Source organism: Nonomuraea sp. B10E15, from assembly GCF_039871615.1.
Lineage (GTDB): Bacteria > Actinomycetota > Actinomycetes > Streptosporangiales > Streptosporangiaceae > Nonomuraea.
Genome location: NZ_JBDPMB010000011.1, coordinates 134,195 through 153,055 on the forward strand (window position 1 = coordinate 134,195; position 18,861 = coordinate 153,055).

Consider the following 18,861-nt stretch of genomic DNA (forward strand, 5'->3'; position numbering starts at 1 on the left):
CACGAATGTGACCGGCGTCACATCGCCTCGGGACTATCCCAGGAAGGCGATGTTCGGACATGCCGGGTACGGTGCTGGCAGGCAACCGGCACACGCGAGAGACTCAAGGGTCCGGGGGAAGAATGGCGACGCTGACGAAAGGACTCGCATGCAGGAGCTCCGACTCGTCGCGGTGAGTGAGGACGGCACCTATCTCGTGCTGGCTACTGCCGGGCGGGGTACGCGCTTCACGCTTCCCGTGGACGACCGGCTCCGTGCTGCCGTCCGCGGCAACTTCTCCCGTCTCGGCCAGTACGAGATCGAAGTGGAGAGTCCGTTGCGCCCCAAGGAGATCCAGGCCCGCATCCGCGCCGGAGAGACGGCGGAGGAGATAGCCGCGACCGCCGGGATCCCGGTCGAGCGAGTCCGCTGGTTCGAGGGGCCGGTGCTGCAGGAGCGCGAATACGTCGCCCAGCAGGCGCAGCGGGTGTCCGTGCGCATGCCCGGCGAGTCCTCGCCCGGCCCGACCCTCGGCGACCTCGTCGCCGAGCGCCTGACCAGGCGCGGCGTGCCCACCGACGAGATCGACTGGGATTCCGCCAAGCGCGACGACGGCCTGTGGCGGGTCAAGCTCGGCTACGTGTGGAACGGTCACACCCGTCACGCCGAATGGCTCTTCGACCCGCGCAAGCGCCACGTGACCCCCCACGACGACGAGGCCCTGCGCCTGTCGTCCGCCGACTTCGACCCCGAGCCGACCGTGGTCGAGGACACCACGGTGACGCCGTTCGCGCCGCGGGTGGCCAAGCTGCAGCCGGTGCCGCCACTGTCCTCCGACGCGCTGCCGTTCCCCCCGGTGTCGCGGCGCGAGCCGGAGGAGCCCGCGGTCGGCTACAACCCGCCGCCGAGGTCGTCCGAGACGGCGTACGCGCGGCCTTCGGAGCCGCAGTCCCGCGAGACGCCTTCCCGTGGCACGACGTCGCGCGACGCCGCGTCCCGTGAGGCGCCCCCGCGCGGGACGCCCTTCGACCGGGCCGCTCCTCCGCGCGAGCCTGCCCCGGTGTGGGAGCCGTCCGACACCCACGGCTCCTCCTCCCGTCACGATCCGCCGGGCGGGACGGCCCATCGCCACGAACCGGCCCACGACCCCGGCCACCGCCAGGCCCCGCCCTCGCGCGAGCCCGCCTTCGGCCACGACCCCGCCGGGCAGGCGAGCCCTCGGCGGGAGCCGTCGCCCGAGCCCGGCCGTCCTCCGTTGCGGGACCCAGGCCACCGCCAGGAGCCCCCGTCTCGGGAGTCCTTCCGTCCCGAGCCTCCCGCTCGCGAGACCGGCCACACCCGCCCCGGCGACACCTCCTCCCGCCGCGGCGGGTCTTCGACGTGGCTGCCCGACTTCGGCCCCGGGCGCGCGGGTGAGCGTGACACCGACGCCATCTACGCACCCGCCGCGCCCGCTTCCGCCACGCCACCACCGGCGTCCCCGCACCCGGAGGTCGCCGAAGAGGCGACGGCCCAGCCGGTCTCCCCGGACGAGCCCGCCACCCAGCCGACCTGGGAGGCGCAACCGTCCGCCCAGCCGGTTGCGGAGACCCGGCCCTCCGCGGAGACGGTTGCCTCCGTCGAGGCCGAGACCTCCCCGGAGCGGAGTGCCCGCCCAGAAGCGGCCCCGCAGCCCACCCAGGAAGCGTTCCCGCAGGCCGCCCAGGAAGCGGCGGTTCCGCCGGCGGAGACGGCGACGCCGGTTCAGGAGGCGGAGACGGCGGTTCAGGAGGCGGAGACGGCGTCTCCTGCCGGGCCCGGCGAGACGACGGTTGCCGACCGGCCCGCAGCGGCCCAGGACGGGGCCGTCACGCACGTCCCTGCGCCAGAGCGGGCCGCCGAACCGGCATCCCCGCCGGCCAGCGCACCGACTCCGGGTTCGGCCACCGCACCGGGTTCGGCCACGGCACCGGCCGCCGCGCCGGAGCCGAGCGCCGCGCCGGCCGCCACGACGGAGCCGGGCACCGCACCGGCCGCCACCGTGGAGTCCGGCGCCACGCCTTCACCGGCCGCCGGGTCCGACAAGTCGGCCCTCACAGAGGAAACCGTCCAGCCGAGCACCGTGGCGGCAACGGCCACAGCACCGTCCGTCGCCGCCGAGGAGGCTCCCGCACCTGCCGAAACGGCACCGTCCGGCGCGGACACGACGTCCGCACCGACCGCCACGGACACGACCAACCTGACGGACCCGGCCGACCCGACGGCCGCCACGGATACGACGATCCCGGCGGACCCGACGATCCCGGCGGACCCGACGATCCCGACGAGCCCGGCGGGCCCGGCCGACCCGACGATCCCGGCAGGCCCGGCCGCGGCGACCACCGCCGCGGACAGGGCGACCGCCGCGGACGCCGCGGAGCCTGCCGAAACCCCGGCTGAAACACCCAGCGGCTCGGACGCGACGCCCACCGACGCCGCGAAGGCCGTTACGGAGACCGAGACGCCCCGCACCGCGGAGGCTGAGACACCAGGCACCACGGAAGCCGGGACGCGCGCCACCACGATGGCTGAGACGCCGCGCGTCGCGGAAGCCGAGACGCCTGACACCACGGAAGCCACGACCTCCGGCGCCACCGCTGCCACAACATCGAACGCCGACACGACCGCGACGCCCGGCACGACCGACACCACGACCTCGGATGCCCAAGGGGCGGCGGTCGCCGAGACCGAGACGCCCGGCAGCGGAGACGCCGAGCCCACCACAACCGAGCCCACCACCACTGAGCCCACCACCACCGAAGCCACCGGCGCCAAGGCCGCCGACCCGCAGAGCGGCACCCGGCCGGAGACCCAGGCCGGCACTGAGGCGAGGGCCCAGGCCGACGCCCAGGCGGAGGTCGAGGAATCGGGGTCGGCGGATGCTCGCTCGTCGAGTGCTCAGCCCGCCGCCCCTGAGACCGGGACCGCGACCGAGGCCGAGGCCCGGACCGAGGAGGCCGAGGGAAGGACGGACGAGGCCGAGGAGGCAGCCAGGGAGGCGAAGCCTCCGGCGCCCAAGCCGAAACCCGCTCCGAGCCCCAAGCCGAAGCCGTCGGTGCCGGCGGCCCGCGCGGGCAAGGACACCGACAAGGGCAAGGGCAAGGACGAGCCGGCCGTGCCGGTACCGTCCCCGCCCCCGGCTCCGGCCGCCCGCCCGGCGCGTAAGGGCTCCAGGGGCCGCAGGGCTTCGGTCCCGAGCTGGGACGAGATCATGTTCGGCGCCCGCCGCCAGGACTGATCAGGCCGCGCGCGGGTGGGCACGCCGGCGGCCAGCGAGCAGGTGGCGGTCAGCGGGTGGGTGGGGGTGGTGGTTCGAGGAAGGGCGCGAGCCATTCCGGCGTCACCTCGGCGGGGAAACCGGCCCCTTGCGCCTCCGACACGTCGAGCGCCGAGTAACCGCCCTTGCCCGCTCCCACCCCGGCGATCAGCGTGAGGACGCCGGCTCGCCGCTGGAACCACGTCTGGCGCAGCCGCCAGCCCACCACCGCCCGGCGTTCGACCACGGCCTGGGAGCGCCGCAGCGATCCTGAACGCACCGACAGGCGCGCCCCGTCGTAGCCGTGCCCGAGCGACGCGTACCGGTCGAGCCCGAGGGGAACCCCCGCGGCGGCCAGCAGCAACGCCAGCACCAGAAGGATCTGCCACACCATCGAGCCGGTCGCCCAGATGCCTGCGAGGCTCACCGCCACCAGCAGGAGCCAGGGGGCGACGGCGCGGAAGAGGCGCCGCCGGCGGGCCACGGGCGGGTGGGGGCGCAGCCGGGCGCGGAAGGGGCCGATCGCGTCGCCGGTCACCTGGAAGGCCACGGCGCGGGGAACGTCGGGCAGGAGCTGCCCGCGGGTCTCCGAGTCGCCGAGCCCGGTCACGATGGCCCAGGCGCGTACGACGCGGGCCCACCGCTCGGCGAGGCCGTCGACGATCTCGTAGCCGCGTACGCGCGCCGACTCCAGCGACACGCTCCGCCGGTTGATCAGCCCTCGCTCGGCCACGAGGTGGCGACCGCGCCGTTTGAGGGAGAAGTCCCAGTTGAAGACGGCGTACATCAGCCCGCCCACGAACGGCATCGCCAGCACCAGCAGCAGCGCCGCGACGAGCAGCAGGTAGGGGCGTTGCCAGAACCACTCCCCGACGGTCAGGGCGGCGTCCCGGCCGAATCCCAGGTCGTCCCCCCACTGGAACGCCAGCCCCACCGCACCGCCGAGGAGCGCGAAGGGCGTGAGCAGGTACGCGCCGGACAGCGGCCCGTACAGCAGCCACCTGCGCGGGATGCGGATGATCTCCCGTTCGGCCTGCTCCGCCTCCTGGACGCCGGGCTCGCGGCCGACGGGACGGGCCGCGCGGCGCAGGAGAACCGCTTTGAGCCGTTCGGCCTCCGCCAGGGAGACCCCGTTGAGCTCGGCCTCCTCGTCGCCGCCGCTCGCCCCTGTGTCGATCTTCAGTACGGACAGGCCGAGCAGCCGGTGCATGGGCGGTGTGGACACGTCGACGCCGCGGATCCGCTCCAGCGGGATGGTACGGACGGACCGGCTGATCAATGCACGTTTCGTTTCCAGGCGGTCACCGACGATCTCGTACGTGAAGGTGGCCCACCTGATGATCGCGAACACCACGGTGCCGACCACGCCCATTGCCGCCCATCCGTACGAGCGGGCCGAGAAGCCGCCCACGAACAGGACGCCGACCAGGGGGAGCAGGAGGGAGGGCAGCATGCGCACCGGATCGATGAGCAGCACCTTGGGGCTCAGCCGCAGCGGCGCGCGGGCCGGGGGCCGAGGACCGCCGCCAGAGGCGGCGGGAGGACCGTCTTCCGGGTGCGGCCCCTCGGCCCAGGGCCGTGAGGACGCCGGTCGGGGGTGGACGCCGCTTTCGGGCGCGGGCCGGCCCTGCGCGTCCGGCGCAGTGGCCTCGTCCGGCGGAGGCGGGCCGCCGGGCGAGGGCTCGGGACCGTCGTGAGGCGCGCCGTGGCCGGTCATCGCATCTCCTCTGGCCGTCCGGGCACGGTCATGTGGCGTCGTCCCTGAGCTGCTCCGCCCGGTGCGCGAGCTGCTCCGCGAGCCCGGCCGCCACGCCGTGGTCGAGACCCTTGATCGTCGAGGAGCCGGCATGGGACGCGGTGCGGATCTCCAGCGTGGCCAGACCGAGCATCCGCTCCAGCCACCCTTGCCCCTTGTCGACCGTCTGGATGCGGCTCACGGGCACGAACACCCACTCCCTGGTCAGGAAACCCGACCTGGCGTAGACGACGTCGTCTGAGAGCTCCCAGCGGTGCACGGCGTACCGTACGAACGGCTCGGCCACCAGGAACGGCAGGAGCAGCACCACCACCGCGGCGGGCAGCAGCCAGGAGTTGTCGGCGTACCAGCCGGGGACCCACCACCACTGGCTGCCGTCGAGCCACCCGGACACCAGGAGCGAGCCGCCGAGGAAGAACACGAACGCGATCAACGACTCGAACAGCCACAGGCGGATGGCCTTGGGCGAAACGCGATTCGCCGGATCGCGGATCGGGCCTGATGAGGTCACAAGACCAGCTTAGGGCGCGAATCAGGCATGGAGATCGGCTCGCGGGCGGTAAAGATCGACCGGCCGTCCCGGCGTGTCTGCCGACGGCCTTCATGGGCAGGTGCCATGCTCGGTGGCGGCCGGCCGCAGGCTGTCGAGCCTGGCCACGTCGGCGGCGCCACGTACGTGCCAGCCAGGTCCGGCGAGCGCAGGACCGCACCTCAGCGCGAGCGCCCTCACGCACGTGGCGGCCGCCGTTCGCGCCCGCACCGCGACGCCTGATCGCCCTTCTCTTTACCGTCAGGAACGATCTGGCGCACCTGATTTTTCCACGTGGGCGGCAACCGGCACGATGTCCGTCTTGTCGGATCACCGTACGAGATCGCACCCCAAGTCCCGTCACAGTGAACCAGCAGGCCAGAAAGGGTCCCGCAGGGTAGCCCGATTCGGTTCCCTCCAGAAGTGGAGGGGCGTCCTTGTGTCCAACCTCACGGCCGGGATGCCGTGATTCTGACCGGTTTCGGATCCTTTACCGGCCACCGACCATCGGGAAACGGTCTGCACACCGCCGAGACCCGCGTAGCATCGTCCGTCATGGGGCTGTGTAACACGGCGACACGCGTGCGCCGCATCGTTGTCAGTGTGACAGCGGTGACCGTCGCGTTCGCGCTGTCGGGCTGCAGCAGCCTCATCGGCAGATCACAGGCCGAGGACATCGCGGAGGTCAATGTCTCGAGCCCGGAGTTGCGCGAGGGCGAGCCGCTGCCGCGCGATTACTCCTGCAAGGGCACCCAGGGCAGCCCGCCGCTGCGCTGGTCGAGCCAGCCGCTGTCCAAGGCGAAGTCGATCGCGATCGTGGTCGACAGCCATACATCATCGACGTCCACCGTGCACTGGGTGCTCTACAACATCCCGGCGACCACGACGGAGCTGGGCCCCAACGCCGCCGAAGAGCCCCCGGAAGGGGTCGGGCAGGCGCCCTTGCCGAGTGGGAAGGCGGGCTACGATCCCCCCTGCGATGCGGGCAGCTACCGCTTCACCGTCTACACGCTGAACGGCAAGGTCAAAAGGCGGGAGGGAGCCCCTCCCCTCGACCTTCCCGAGATCTTGAAGCAGATCGCGGACCAGACCATAGCCCGGGGGCGGCTCACCGCGGTCGACCTTCAGTAAGGGGTCGAACACGACGTGTAGCACTGATGTACCAATTCTTCACGTAGGGTGTGACAACGCTCATAGTGGTCCGACAGAATCAGATCCAATCGTTAGGCACTGGTGATCAAAGGGGGCAGATCGCGTCGATGGCCGCGCGATCTCATCGGTGCCAAAGGGAGGCCATGGCTTTGAGGGTGGTGCAATGATCGCGGTCGTAGTGAGCTTGGTCGCTGTCGTGCTCCTCGTGCTCGTCGTCGTGGCACTGGGCATGCGTTCGATGAACCGCCGGGAGAGCTCGCTTCCTCCGGAACGGCTGAAGGAGATGGCCGAGAAGGAGGAGTCGACCCACGCTCGGTCCACGGACGAGTTCGCCGCGCACGAACCGCGGATGAACAACTTCAGCCCCGACTTCAGCCCGATCGACCAGCCGAAGGCGCCGAAACCGGTGCGCACCGGTCAGCGTGGCCGGCGTGGCGTCGACGAATGGGGCAACCCGACCTCCGACGACGAGGACGAGGAGTTCTGGGCCAACATCCGCAGCGACGCGGAGGAGGGCGGCTTCGGCGCGGGTGGCACCGTGGCGGCCAGGAAGGGCGCCTCCCGCCCCGTCGAACGCGAGCGTCCCACCGAGCACCCCACCGGGCACCCCACCGGGCACCCCACCGAGCACCCCACCGGGCATCCAGCTGAGCATCCAACCGGGCGTTCCACCGGGCGCCGGGCAGAGCGCCGCGCCGAGCGTCCCGCCGCGTCCGGGGGCGAGCGTCCCGCGGAGCGGCAGGCGAGCCGACCCGCCGAGCGCCGCTCGGAGCGTCCAGGCAAGCGCGCCGCCAAGCCGCGGCCCGTGGCGGCCTCCGTCGACCCCGACGCGACCACCGTCCAGGGCCCGCTGCCGCAGCGCCAGCCGGCCGCCTCCAACCACTCCTCCCATCACCCCTCCGGCCTCGCCGACCTGGTCGAACCGGCCAAGCCAGCCGTCCCTGCGCAGTCCGAGCTGGCCGACCAGCGCACCGTGACCTTCTCGGCGCCTCCAGGCGACGTGATGAGCATCCTCGCCCCGGGCGCCCAGCCGGTGCCTCCCCCCGCCCGGCCCGCCGACCCCGCTCCCTCCACGTCCCCGGTCCCGGTGTCGTCCAACACCACCTATCCGGCGCCCACCACCAGCGGCTCGTTCCCCGCGACCGGCGGCAACGGCTCGCTCTCCACCAACAGCGGCGGCCCCCTGGGCAGCGGCTCGTTCCCCGCGACCCCGGCCGGTGGCAGCGGCTCGTTCCCCGCGACCCCGGCCGGTGGCAGCGGCTCGTTCCCCGCCGTCAGCCCCACCTCGAGCGGCAACTTCCCGGCCGCGCAGCCCACCCCCATCCACGGCGCGCCGACGAGCGACCCGTTCCCCGCCTACAACGGCGTGGCCGACCCGCTCGCGACCGGCCCGTCGTCCGGCTCGTCGTCGGGCTCGTGGCCGGCGTCCACGCCCGACGTCCTCGACGGCCCCTCACCGGCGACCTCGTTCGGCGCTGTCGGCTCGTGGCCGGCGTTCGATCAGCCCGCCGAGCGTGCCGCCTACCCCGCCTCCTACGAAGTGAGCGCGGGCTGGGCCGTGGCCGACGACTCCGCCCCCCTCACCGGTCCCTCCCCCGCCACCGGCACCCCGACGGCGCCCGGCAGGACGGTCTCGGCCTACGACGACGTGCTCGCCGCTCCCACGCCGACACCCGCCCCTGCTCCGCAGCCGTCCTCGTTCGCGTACGAGACGGGCGACATCACCACGAGCCCCGCCGCAGGGGCATGGCCGGAGCCGCCGGCGGGCGGCGCCGCCGGCTCCGACACCACGTGGCAGGCGTTCGGCGGCGACGCGCAAGCGCGACCCCAGGCCACCCCGGGCAACGGCCGAGGCAGCCACCGCAGGAAGAGCCCGGAACAGGACTACCCGCACGACTATTACCGGTGATGGCAGCCCTCATTAATGGGTAAAACCCACGTGAGACACGCCTAAAGCGCGGTCGACGGAGCAATAGGGTTTGCTCCATGATCCGCGACACGCACCGTATCCGGCTGAGCACGCTCCGGCATGACGTGCCGGCGTCGCTCGTGGTCTTCCTCGTCGCGGTGCCCCTCTCGCTGGGCATCGCGATGGCCTCCGGAGCCCCCCTGGTCTCCGGGCTGATCGCCGCCGTGGTGGGCGGGATCGTGGGAGGCACACTGGGCGGCTCCTCCGTACAGGTCAGCGGGCCCGCCGCCGGCCTGTCCCTGGTGGTCCTCGATCTCGTGCACACGTACGGATGGCGGGCCACCTGCATGATCACTCTGCTGGCGGGCGCCGTCCAGCTCGTGCTCGGCATCTTCAAGGCGGCCAGGGCCGCGCTGGCGGTGTCACCGGCCGTCATCCACGGCATGCTGGCGGCGGTCGGCGTGATCATCGCCCTCGCCCAGCTCCACGTGGTGCTGGGCGGCACGTCACAGAGCTCGGCCGTGGCCAACATCATCGAGTTGCCCGGCCAGATCGCCGACCTGCACGGGCACAAGGTGGCGGTCGGCCTGCTCACCATCACGGTGCTGGCGTTGTGGACCCGTCTGCCGGGGCCGGTCAAGGCGGTCCCCGCGCCGCTGGCCGCGCTGCTCGCGGCGGCGGGCACCGCCTGGGCCTTCGGCTGGGACGTCACCCGCGTCGACCTGTCCGAGAGCGTCGGCGAGTGGGCCTTCCCCGTGCTGCCGCAGGGCGACTGGCACCTGGTCGTGGCGGCGGTGCTGCTGGTGGCGCTGCTGGCCGGCTGCGAGTCGCTGCTGTGCTCCGTCGCGGCCGACAAGATGCACGGAGGCAAGCGCGCCGACCTCGACCAGGAGCTGACCGGCCAGGGCGTGGCCAACATGGTCACGGGCGCGCTCGGCGGCCTGCCCGTCGCCGGGGTGATCGTGCGCAGCACCACCAACGTGCGGGCGGGCGCGCGTACTCGCTGCTCGACGATCCTGCACGGGGTGTGGGTGCTCGTCTTCGCGCTCGGGTTCGGCTGGTCGATCCGGCTGATCCCGCTGGAGGCGCTGGCGGCGCTGCTGGTGTTCATCGGCGTGCAGATGGTGAACCTCGGTCACATCAAGAAGGTGCACGGCCACGGCGAGGTGCCGGTCTACCTCGTGACCATGGTCGCGGTGATCCTGCTCGGCCTGGCCGAGGGCGTGCTGGCAGGGCTCGCGCTGGCCGCGCTGCTAGCGCTGCGCCGGCTGACATGGGTCACCGTGCTCAAGCGCGAGGATCGCCCGGGGCGGCTGCACGTGACGATCTCGGGCTCGCTCACGTTCCTCGGCGTCCCCAGGCTGACGCACGAGCTGCGGGCGATCCCCGCGGGCACGGACGTCGACCTCGACCTGAACATCGACTTCATGGACAACGGAGCCTTCGAGGCCATCCACTCCTGGCGGCTCGACCACGAGCGCATGGGCGGCACGGTCCACATCGACGAGCTGCACGACGAGTGGTACGCGCTGGCGGCCAGCGGCGCGCGGATGTTCCCCGTCAAGTCGCCCCCCAAGGCGCCTGACCGGTGGTGGCTGCCATGGGCGCACCGGAGCCGTCCCGGGCTGCCCACCGTGTCGCCGTCCGACGCGTCCGAACCGTCGGAGTGCCGGCTCACGGAGGGCGCGCGCGAGTACCACCGGCGTACGGCTCCGCTGGTGCGGCCCATCTTCACCGAGCTGGCCCGCAAGCAGCAGCCGTCGCACCTGTTCATCACGTGCGCCGACTCCAGGATCGTGCCCTCGCTGATCACGGCGAGCGGCCCAGGAGACCTGTTCACGGTGCGCAACATCGGCAACCTGGTGCCGCGCAGGGGCACGGAGCCGCACGACGACTCGGTGGTGGCCGCCATCGAGTACGCCACGCAGGTGCTGGGAGTGCACACGATCACGGTGTGCGGCCATTCGGGCTGCGGCGCGATGGCGGGACTGCTGAGCGGCGGCGTACAGGCGGGCAGCCTGCCCGGGCTGCGCAGGTGGCTGCGGCACGGCAACCACAGCCTGGCCGCGTTCATCGAACGAGAGGGAGACCGGCTGCACAGCGGGGCGCTGGACGTCTTGTGCCGGGTCAACGTGCAGCAGCAGCTGGAGAACCTGCGGACGTACCGGAAGGTCGACGAGCAGGTGCGGGCCGGGAAACTCGAACTGGTGGGGCTCTTCTTCGACATCGGCTCGGCCAGGGTGCACATGGTGCCGCCGCTGCGTCCTGCGCTCTCCGTGAAGACGTCCGGCGACGTGGTGATGGCGCGCGAAGATTGACCCCATGAAACTTCTGGTCCTGGGTGGTTCGAAGTTCCTCGGGCGGGCCGTCGTGGAGGCGGCGCTGGCCCGTGGACATCAGGTCACGACGTTCAACAGAGGCCGCAGCGGGGCCGACGTGCCCGGCGTCGAGGCCGTGCACGGCGACAGGGATGTGGGCGCCGACCTCGAACGGCTGACGAGCGGACGGTCGTGGGACGCCGTCATCGACACGTCCGGCTACGTGCCGCGGGTCGTGGGCGAGTCGGTCCGGGCGCTGTCGGGACGGGCGGGGACGTACGTGTTCGTGTCCACGATCTCGGCCGCCGAGGGCTTTCCCGCAGGGCCGGCCGAAGACTCCGCGAGATGGCCGTGCGAGCCCGGCGCCGGGCCCGACGACGGCGAGTACGGCGAGCTGAAGGCGGGCTGCGAGCGGGCGGTCGAGCAGGGCTTCGACGGCGCCGTGCTGATCATCAGGCCGGGTCTGATCCTGGGGCCGCACGAAGACGTGGCCAGGCTGCCGTGGTGGCTGACCAGGATCTCGCACGGCGGGCGGGTCCTCGCCCCCGGCGACCCCGGGTCGCCGATGCAGCTGGTGGACGCTCGCGACGTGGCGGCGTTCACCCTCGACCGGGCCGAGGCCGGCGCGCCGGCTCTGTTCACGGTGACGGGGCCGGCGGGCAACACCACCTTCGGCGAGTGGCTGGGGTTGTGCAAGGAGGCGACGGGGTCCGACGCGGAGTTCGTCTGGGTGGACAGCGAATTCCTGGTGGAGCAGGGGGCGGGGGTGTTCGTGGAGCTCCCGCTGTGGGTCGGGCCGCCGTCGCCGGAGACGAGCCACTTCTGGACCGTGCCGACGGCCAAGGCGGAGGCGGCCGGGCTGCGTACGCGTCCCGTGGCCGAGACCGTGCGGGACACGTGGGCGTGGTTGCGCGAGATCCCCGAGGACCAGCGCACCTACGGCAAGATGACCCCGCACGGGATGGCGCCGGAGAAGGAGGCCGCCATCCTCGCCGCGTGGGCGGCCCGTTCTGCGTGATCCCGCGCTGACGGGACGGCCTGCCGGGGTCAGGGGTCGCGGCGGTGCCGGCGAGGTTCGCACCGGGCCTTGCGGCACCGGCCCTGGCTCCCCGGACGGGAGGTTCCCTGCCTGTCAGGCTGTGACCGGATCGCAAACGCGGTGGAAACACCTGCTCCGGGACGCTGCCTCTCATGGTTCTCCGCGCTTCCCCTTCCCCACCGTCGTTTCCGCCGGTTCTCGCGTAGGCAGCCGTGCCCGCGAAGCCCGGGGCGTCGCCGCGCCGCCGCGTCCTCCCCCTCCTCGCCGCGCTCGCCCTGCCGGCCGTGCTCACGGCGAGCGGCGTACGCGCCACGCCCGTCACCCTCACGCCCGCCTCCGTGACGGTGGGGTCGCCGCCTGCCGAAGCTCCGGAGCAGAACCACCCGGAAAGGGAACCTCCGGACAGGGACCGCCCGGAGAGCGAAGCGCCGGACAGGGAACCGTCGCCGACGGCCAACCGGAAGCCGCTCACCAGGTCGCTGGACCGTTACCTGGACGACGTCTCGGGTGAGCTCGCGGTGTCCGTACTGGATCTTCCGACCGGCCTGTCCTACTCCTACAACCGGGGGCTCAGGGCGGCCGCGGCCAGCATCGTCAAGGTGGACATCGTGATCGCGCTCCTCCTCAGGGCCCAGCGCCAGGGACGCGGCCTGACGGCCTGGGAGCGGCGCTCGGCGGCTCAGGCCATCAAGGTCAGCGACAACGCCGCCGCGTCCGCGCTCTGGGCGGCCATCGGCGGGTCGTCCGGGCTGGCCGCCGCCAACAAGGAACTCGGCCTGCGCCACACCCGTCCCGGTCCTGGCGGCGCATGGGGCTCGACCACGACCAGCGCCGCCGACCAGGTCCGGCTGCTCAAGGCGCTCTCGTCCACCACCAGCCCCTTGTCCGCTAAACACCGCCGCTACGTGCTGGGCCTGATGCGGAACGTGGTTCCGGAGCAGGCGTGGGGCGTCAGCGCGGCCGGGCGCGGCGAGGCCGACGTCGCGCTGAAGAACGGCTGGCTGCCCAGGCAACGGGACGGAGGGCGGTGGACGGTCAACAGCATCGGCAGGGTGCGGGATCGCGGTCACACCTTTCTCATCGCGGTCATCTCCCGGCGTAACAGCTCGATGGGGGTGGGGATCAAGGCGATCGAGCGGGTGAGCAGGCTCGTCACCCAGGCCCTCGCCAGAGCCTCCGCCCGGCGGTGACGTCACGCCTCACGGGCCTGCCATGATCGCCGAACTTCCGGCGGGCAACCCGATGTCGCCAGCTCGGACACCACCGCTCTCGCCGCGTCGTCCGATGACCGCCAGCGCGTCCCTTCACCCTCCGTGACACTGGAGTCATGAGCACAGCGAACACGACCGAGAGGCAGACTGACCGCTCCCCCTCGGAGGAGCGATCGCAGGACGCCTGGGCGGTCATGGAGAACTTCTACCGGGCCGAGGCCGCGTACGTCGCCGCGGGCGGGTTCGGCAACGCCCGTTATGACGAGGTAGCCGCGTATCTGGACCCCGACGTCGTCCTGTACCAGGCTCCCGGCCTGCCCTTCACGGGGACCGGCACGTGGCGAGGACATGACGGGATGGAGCGGTTCCTGGCCGCTTTCAGCCAGACCTGGGCATCCATGGAGTTCCTGGAGCAGGAACACTGGGGCGACAGGGACACGGTGGTGGTGCGAAACCGCGTACGGTTCCGCTCTCGCGCGACCGGCCAGGAGATCGACACGCAGATCATGCAGCTGATCCGGGTACGGCACGGGCGCATGCTCGAATGCCGGCCGTTCTACTGGGATCCCGCCGCCATCGCCGCCGCGACCACGCCTGTCCGGCACCCGGGGCCCGAGCACGCCTCGAACGCCGGCAGCACTGCCCACCCCTGACCTGTACGGCCAACCTCGTCCCGGACTCCGAGAGCTCCTTGACGTCGCTCCCACCATGGTCCGGCCCCTGGTCACGGGGGCGGAGAGTGACGAGCCGGCCTGTAGGCCGGGTTCTGTCCTTCGTGCGAAGGGGCGGCCATCCATCTAGGACCGCCGTTGCCGGCGGCCTCAAGCGGTCTACCCGCGCGGCTCGGGCGGACAGCCCTCGAACGTCGCGCGCGGGCGCTCCGGGGAGCGCCCTTCTTGACCTTGCTCCGGGTGGGGTTTACCGAGCCGCCCACGTCACCGTGGGCGCTGGTGGTCTCTTACACCACCCTTTCACCCTTACCTCCCGGCTGACCGGGAGGCGGTCTGCTTTCTGTGGCACTTTCCCGCGGGTCACCCCGGGTCGGCGTTACCGACCACCCTGCCCTGTGGAGCCCGGACCTTCCTCGGCGGGCCCGAAAGCCCGACGCGGCCGCCCGGCCGACTCGTCGGAATGAGGTTACCAAATCTCCCGCGTTCCCAGCCCCGTGGCGAGATCGTCCCGGTGGAACGAGGCTGGTCGTCGCCCGTGCGGAGGTGACGTGCCGTGCCGGGCGTTCTGGCGGCATCCGGCCCGGCACGCGCTCATCAGCGCAGGTGGGAGATGTCGTTGAACGACTTCACCACGGCGGGCCCGTCCGCGTAGTAGTCGATGAGCGACAGGCAGGCCAGGTCGAGATGCATGCGGTAGAGGGACTCCAGCGGCGCCATGAGGGCGAGTCGCAGGAGCATCTTGATCGGGGTGACGTGCGAGACCGCCAGCACGGTCTTGCCTTCGTACCGTTCGACCAGGCGTTCACCCGCCGCCTGCACGCGGAGCGCGGCCACGGCGAAGCTCTCGCCGCCGGGCGGGGCGACCGTGGGGTCGGCGAGCCAGGCGGCCAGCTCGGCGGGCCAGCGGCGCTGCACCTCGGTGAACGTGTGCCCCTCCCAGACGCCGAAATCGGCTTCCCTGAGGTCTTCGTCCACCTCGACATCGCGGCCGGTGCGCTGGGCGACCACCTCCGCGGTCTGCCTGGCGCGCTTGAGCGGGGAGGTGACGATCACGTCCAGCCGGTACGGCTCGCGCGACAGCCGGTCGGCCGCCGCCGACGCCTGGGCCAGGCCGTTGGGTGTGAGCTCGGCGTCGCCGCGGCCTGAGAACCTGCGCTCCAGGGACATTTCGGTCTCGCCGTGCCGGAGGAGGAGCAGCGAGGTCGCCACCTTGGTGGACGAGACCCAACCGGCGTTCTTGCCGAGCCGCTGGGCGGTGGCGATGGAGGCAGTGGGGGCCGACATTTCGGAGATGTCGCTGACGTCGAGGAGATCCGTCTGCCTCGCCACCGGCGGCGCCGAGGCCCGAGCCCGCGAGCCCGCCTTCCGGCTCGCGTCGGAAGGATCTCCCGCGTCCGTCAGGTCCGCGCCGTCCGGCTCCCGCCACCCGGAGGACGGCTCCGGTGGGGTGGTGCCGCCCGCCTTCCAGGTCAGGCCCTTGGCTGCGGCGTCCATGGCCTCGTTGGCCAGGCGGTCGGCGTGTTTGTTGCGTTCGCGGGGGATCCAGGTCCACTCCGACACCCGCAGCCGCCTGACCAGCGCCCCCGCCTCAAGGGCCAGCGGGCGCAGCCCTTCGTTCTTGATCTTCCAGCGGCCCGCCATCTGCTCGATGACCAGCTTCGAGTCCATGCGCACGGCCACCGAGGCCCCGTCGCCGGCCAACTCCAGCACCGCCGTGAGCCCGGCGATCAATCCGCGGTATTCGGCGACGTTGTTGGTGGCGACGCCGATCGCTTCTGCCGCCTCCGCCAGCACCTGGCCGTCGGAGGCGTCCTTGACGACCGCGCCGTAGCCCGCCGGTCCCGGGTTGCCGCGCGAGCCGCCGTCGGCCTCGACGATGTAGGACGTCACAGGCCGGACTCTGGTGTGCGGACGAGGATGCGGCGGCACTCGTCGCAGCGGATCACCTCGTCGTGCGGGGCGGCCTTGATGCTGTTCATCTCGGCGATGGACAGGGCTACCTTGCATCCCTGGCACCGGCCGCCGCGCAGCATGGCCGCGCCCACGGAGTATTGGTCCTTCAGCTTCTCGTAGAGGGCCAGCAGGTCGGCGGGGATCTCGCCGGAGGCGGCGGCGCGGCGGCCCTGGACCTCGGCCGCCTCCTTGTCGATCTCACCGAGCGCGCTGTCGCGGCGGCCCTCGGCGGCAGAGAGCTCGGCGGCGACCTCGTCGCGCTGCCTCACCAGGTCGGCGACCTTGGTGTCGGCGGCCTCCTTGCGCTCCATGATCTCCAGCACGATCTCCTCGAGGTCACCCTGGCGCTTCTGCAGCGAGGCGATCTCGGACTGGAGGCCGGCCAGATCGCGCGGCGAGGAGACGGCGCCGGAGTCGAGACGCTTCTGGTCGCGCTCGGCACGCGTGCGCACGGCGTCGACGTCGGCCTCCGCCTTGGTCTGCTCGCGGGTCAGGTCGCCCGCCTCGGTCTCGGCCTCGATCACCTGGGTCGAGAGCCGGGCGTACAGCTTGGAACGCTCGTCGATCTCGGCGAGCTCGGGCAGGGTGCGCCGGCGGTGCGCCAGCCGGTCGATCACGGAGTCGAGCTCTGCCAGGTCGAGCAGTCGCTTCTGGGCCTCAGGGGCTGCTTTCATGATCAATATCCTCTTGTCCAAGCATCGGTGACCGTGGCGGAGACACGTGTTTCAACGGTAACGCCACTCGCGTGCAGGATGGACGCCGCGCTGTCGAGCCAGGGCCACTCGGTAGCCCAGTGCGCGGCGTCGATGAGCGCGGGGCCGCCCGTCTCCATGAACTCGCTGGCCGGATGGTGGCGTAGATCCGCCGTCAGGAACACGTCGACGCCCGCGGCCCTCGCCGCGCCGAGGAGGGAGTCGCCCGCTCCCCCGCTGACCGCCACGCGCTTGACCCGGCGCGACGGATCGCCCGCGACCCGGATCCCCCACGACGTGCGCGGCAGGCCCTTGGCCGCCCCCGCCGCGAAGTCCTCCAGCGTCGTCTCCTCCGCCGTCTCGCCGATGCGGCCCAGCCCGCGCCAGGGGTCGTCGGGGAACGGCTGGAGCGGCACCAGGTCGCCGGTGAGCCCGACGGCTCTGGCCAGAGCGTCGGACACGCCGGGGTTGGCGACGTCGGCGTTGGTGTGCGCGGTGTAGAGGGCGATGTCGTTCTTGATCAGGGTGTGGATCAGGCGGCCCTTCGGCGTGGTCGTGGCCACGCTGGTGGTGCCGCGCAGGTAGAGCGGGTGGTGGGTGACGATCAGGTCGGCCTGCCACTCCAGGGCCTCCTCGGCCACGGCGGCGACGGGATCGACCGCGAGCAGCACCCGCCGCACCGGCTGGGCCGGGTCGCCGCTGACCAGCCCCACCGCGTCCCAGGATTCGGCTCGGGCGGGCGGGTAGGCCGCCTCGAGCACCTCGATCACGTTCGTCAACGTCACAGCAGCCACCTGCGCAGACTACCGGTGACCGGCGGGGTGGCGGCGCACGTGACAAGGGCTGTTGCGGGAACGCAGGCCGGGCGTAATGTAAGTGAATCCTGACCTGCGGAGGACGGCATGGCACCAAGCGTCGCGATCATAGGGGCGGGCTTCGGCGGACTGTGCATGGCCATCCAGCTCGAACGGGCCGGCATCCGCTCCTACACGGTCTTCGAAAAGGCCGCCGGCCTGGGCGGCACCTGGCGGGACAACACCTATCCGGGTGCGGGCTGCGACATCCCCTCGCACCTGTATTCGTACTCGTTCGAGAAGTACGCGAGCTGGACCCGCCGCTACCCCGAACAACCCGAAATCCTCGCCTATTTAGAGCATTGCGCCGATAAGTACGACGTCAGGCGAAAAATCCGCTTCAACAGCGAGGTCCGCAGAGCCACCTTCGACGACGCGAGATGGCAGGTCACCACGGCCCTCCCGGAGGGCGGCGAGCACACCGAGGCGTTCGACGTGGTCGTCGTCAGCGTCGGCCAGCTCAACCGCCCGCGCTTGCCCGGCCTTCCCGGCATGGCGGACTTCGAAGGTGTCTCCTTCCACTCCGCCCGCTGGAACCACGACCACGATCTCACCGGCCGGCGGGTCGCGGTCATCGGCAACGGCTCGTCGGCCGCCCAGCTCATCCCGCGCGTGGCCGAGCAGGCCGAGCACCTCGACGTCTTCCAGCGCACGCCCAACTGGGTGATCCCCAAGCCGGACGCCGCGTTCGGCCCGCCTGCCCGGCTGGCCTTCCGCCTGGTCCCGGGCCTGCAGCGGGCCTACCGCGAGTGGATCTACCGCTACGCCGAGGCCACCCTCTACCCGGCGCTCGCCCAGGGCTGGAGCGCCGACCTGCTCAGGAAGCGGGCGCTGCGCCACCTGCGCGACCAGGTGCCCGACCCGGCGCTGCGCGCCAAGCTGACCCCCGCCTACCCTCCCGGCTGCAAGCGGGTGATCATCGACAGCTCCTTCTATCCGGCGCTGACCAGGCCGAACGTCGACGTGGTGACGGACACGATCGTCCGGGTCACGCCGAAGGGCGTCGAGACCGCCGAGGGTCTGCGCGAGGCCGACACCATCGTCTACGCCACCGGCTTCGCAAGCACCGAGTTCCTTGCGCCGATGGAGATCAGCGGGCGCGACGGGCGTTCGCTGGAGGAGCAGTGGAAGAACGGCGCAGAAGCGTATCTGGGCATCTCCGTGCCGAACTTCCCGAACATGTTCCTCCTGTACGGCCCCAACACCAATCTCGGGCACAACTCCATCGTCTTCATGCTCGAGTGCCAGGTGGAGCACATCATGGCCTGCCTGGCGCACCTCTCGCTGAACGGCCCGATCGAGGTGCGGCCCGAGGCGATGGCCGCGTGGCGGGGGCGGCTCGACGCGGCGATGGAGCGGATGGTGTGGGGCGGCGGCTGCCAGAGCTGGTACAAAACCGCCGAAGGCCGCGTCACGAACAACTGGCCCGGCCCCACAACGCTCTACCGCAGGCTGACGGCGAGACCCCCGATCCCCGCCTACCGGCCCGCCGGATCGCCCTAGGGCCACGGGCCGTCACCGGCC

General features: G+C 72.0%; 13 protein-coding genes and 1 other RNA gene. 8 read left to right on the plus strand and 6 right to left on the minus strand.

Translation table 11 applies throughout. From position 1 onward, the window contains the following. The first annotated feature begins 148 nt into the window (after window positions 1-148). Window positions 149-3,235, plus strand: coding sequence for a septation protein SepH (sepH, locus tag ABGB14_RS28285; protein ID WP_347646850.1), 3,087 nt, complete (start codon window positions 149-151; stop codon window positions 3,233-3,235). Window positions 3,236-3,284: 49 nt separating this feature from the next. Here the strand turns inward: sepH and ABGB14_RS28290 are convergent, their stop codons facing one another. Beyond that, a complete protein-coding gene (locus tag ABGB14_RS28290) occupies window positions 3,285-4,970 on the minus strand; it encodes a PH domain-containing protein (protein ID WP_347646851.1) in 1,686 nt (561 codons plus the stop codon). A gap of 28 nt (window positions 4,971-4,998) precedes the next feature. After that, window positions 4,999-5,520 carry a PH domain-containing protein gene (locus ABGB14_RS28295; protein WP_347646852.1) on the minus strand — a complete coding sequence of 174 codons (522 nt, stop codon included), beginning with the start codon at window positions 5,518-5,520 and terminating at the stop codon, window positions 4,999-5,001. A 621-nt stretch (window positions 5,521-6,141) separates the two neighbouring features. Here ABGB14_RS28295 and ABGB14_RS28300 point away from each other — a divergent pair. The 6 genes from ABGB14_RS28300 to ABGB14_RS28325 all read left to right on the plus strand — a co-directional run bounded on the left by ABGB14_RS28300 (window position 6,142) and on the right by ABGB14_RS28325 (window position 13,820). Then, window positions 6,142-6,669, plus strand: coding sequence for a YbhB/YbcL family Raf kinase inhibitor-like protein (locus ABGB14_RS28300; RefSeq protein WP_347646853.1), 528 nt, complete (start codon window positions 6,142-6,144; stop codon window positions 6,667-6,669). A gap of 184 nt (window positions 6,670-6,853) precedes the next feature. Beyond that, entirely contained in the window at window positions 6,854-8,599 is a 1,746-nt protein-coding gene (locus tag ABGB14_RS28305; RefSeq protein ID WP_347646854.1) for a PT domain-containing protein, read from the plus strand. Between the two features lie 77 nt (window positions 8,600-8,676). Beyond that, on the plus strand, window positions 8,677-10,917 hold the full coding sequence (locus ABGB14_RS28310) for a SulP family inorganic anion transporter (protein WP_347646855.1): 2,241 nt from the start codon (window positions 8,677-8,679) through the stop codon (window positions 10,915-10,917). 4 nt (window positions 10,918-10,921) lie between these two features. Then, complete coding sequence (locus tag ABGB14_RS28315; protein ID WP_347646856.1) at window positions 10,922-11,935, plus strand: NAD-dependent epimerase/dehydratase family protein; 1,014 nt, start codon at window positions 10,922-10,924, stop codon at window positions 11,933-11,935. Between the two features lie 233 nt (window positions 11,936-12,168). Beyond that, window positions 12,169-13,146, plus strand: a complete 978-nt coding sequence (locus ABGB14_RS28320; protein ID WP_347646857.1) for a serine hydrolase — start codon at window positions 12,169-12,171, stop codon at window positions 13,144-13,146. 137 nt (window positions 13,147-13,283) lie between these two features. After that, the gene (locus ABGB14_RS28325; RefSeq protein ID WP_347646858.1) at window positions 13,284-13,820 is read left to right on the plus strand and encodes a nuclear transport factor 2 family protein; all 537 of its coding nucleotides are present in this window, start codon (window positions 13,284-13,286) and stop codon (window positions 13,818-13,820) included. 86 nt (window positions 13,821-13,906) lie between these two features. Here the strand turns inward: ABGB14_RS28325 and rnpB are convergent. The 4 genes from rnpB to ABGB14_RS28345 all read right to left on the minus strand — a co-directional run bounded on the left by rnpB (window position 13,907) and on the right by ABGB14_RS28345 (window position 17,268). Beyond that, an RNA gene (gene rnpB / locus ABGB14_RS28330) (RNase P RNA component class A) lies at window positions 13,907-14,293 on the minus strand. Window positions 14,294-14,432: 139 nt separating this feature from the next. Next, on the minus strand, window positions 14,433-15,728 hold the full coding sequence (locus ABGB14_RS28335) for a bifunctional RNase H/acid phosphatase (RefSeq protein WP_347646859.1): 1,296 nt from the start codon (window positions 15,726-15,728) through the stop codon (window positions 14,433-14,435). Next, window positions 15,725-16,465, minus strand: a complete 741-nt coding sequence (locus ABGB14_RS28340) for a C4-type zinc ribbon domain-containing protein (RefSeq protein WP_347646860.1) — start codon at window positions 16,463-16,465, stop codon at window positions 15,725-15,727. The genes ABGB14_RS28335 and ABGB14_RS28340 overlap by 4 nt, the downstream gene beginning before the upstream one ends. A gap of 2 nt (window positions 16,466-16,467) precedes the next feature. After that, on the minus strand, window positions 16,468-17,268 hold the full coding sequence (locus tag ABGB14_RS28345; RefSeq protein ID WP_347646861.1) for a Nif3-like dinuclear metal center hexameric protein: 801 nt from the start codon (window positions 17,266-17,268) through the stop codon (window positions 16,468-16,470). Between the two features lie 117 nt (window positions 17,269-17,385). Here ABGB14_RS28345 and ABGB14_RS28350 point away from each other — a divergent pair, with 117 nt between their 5' ends. After that, window positions 17,386-18,840 (plus strand): NAD(P)/FAD-dependent oxidoreductase, encoded by a 1,455-nt coding sequence (locus tag ABGB14_RS28350; RefSeq protein WP_347646862.1) that lies wholly within the window; start codon window positions 17,386-17,388, stop codon window positions 18,838-18,840. Window positions 18,841-18,861: the final 21 nt, after the last annotated feature.

Coding starts and splice junctions, on each gene's coding strand:
- ABGB14_RS28340 (WP_347646860.1), bottom strand. CDS start 16,465: ATGAAAGCAGCCCCTGAGGCCCAGAAGCGACTGCTCGACCTGGCAGAG.
- ABGB14_RS28350 (WP_347646862.1), top strand. CDS start 17,386: ATGGCACCAAGCGTCGCGATCATAGGGGCGGGCTTCGGCGGACTGTGC.
- ABGB14_RS28305 (WP_347646854.1), top strand. CDS start 6,854: ATGATCGCGGTCGTAGTGAGCTTGGTCGCTGTCGTGCTCCTCGTGCTC.
- ABGB14_RS28290 (WP_347646851.1), bottom strand. CDS start 4,970: ATGACCGGCCACGGCGCGCCTCACGACGGTCCCGAGCCCTCGCCCGGC.
- ABGB14_RS28325 (WP_347646858.1), top strand. CDS start 13,284: ATGAGCACAGCGAACACGACCGAGAGGCAGACTGACCGCTCCCCCTCG.
- ABGB14_RS28310 (WP_347646855.1), top strand. CDS start 8,677: ATGATCCGCGACACGCACCGTATCCGGCTGAGCACGCTCCGGCATGAC.
- sepH (WP_347646850.1), top strand. CDS start 149: ATGCAGGAGCTCCGACTCGTCGCGGTGAGTGAGGACGGCACCTATCTC.
- ABGB14_RS28315 (WP_347646856.1), top strand. CDS start 10,922: ATGAAACTTCTGGTCCTGGGTGGTTCGAAGTTCCTCGGGCGGGCCGTC.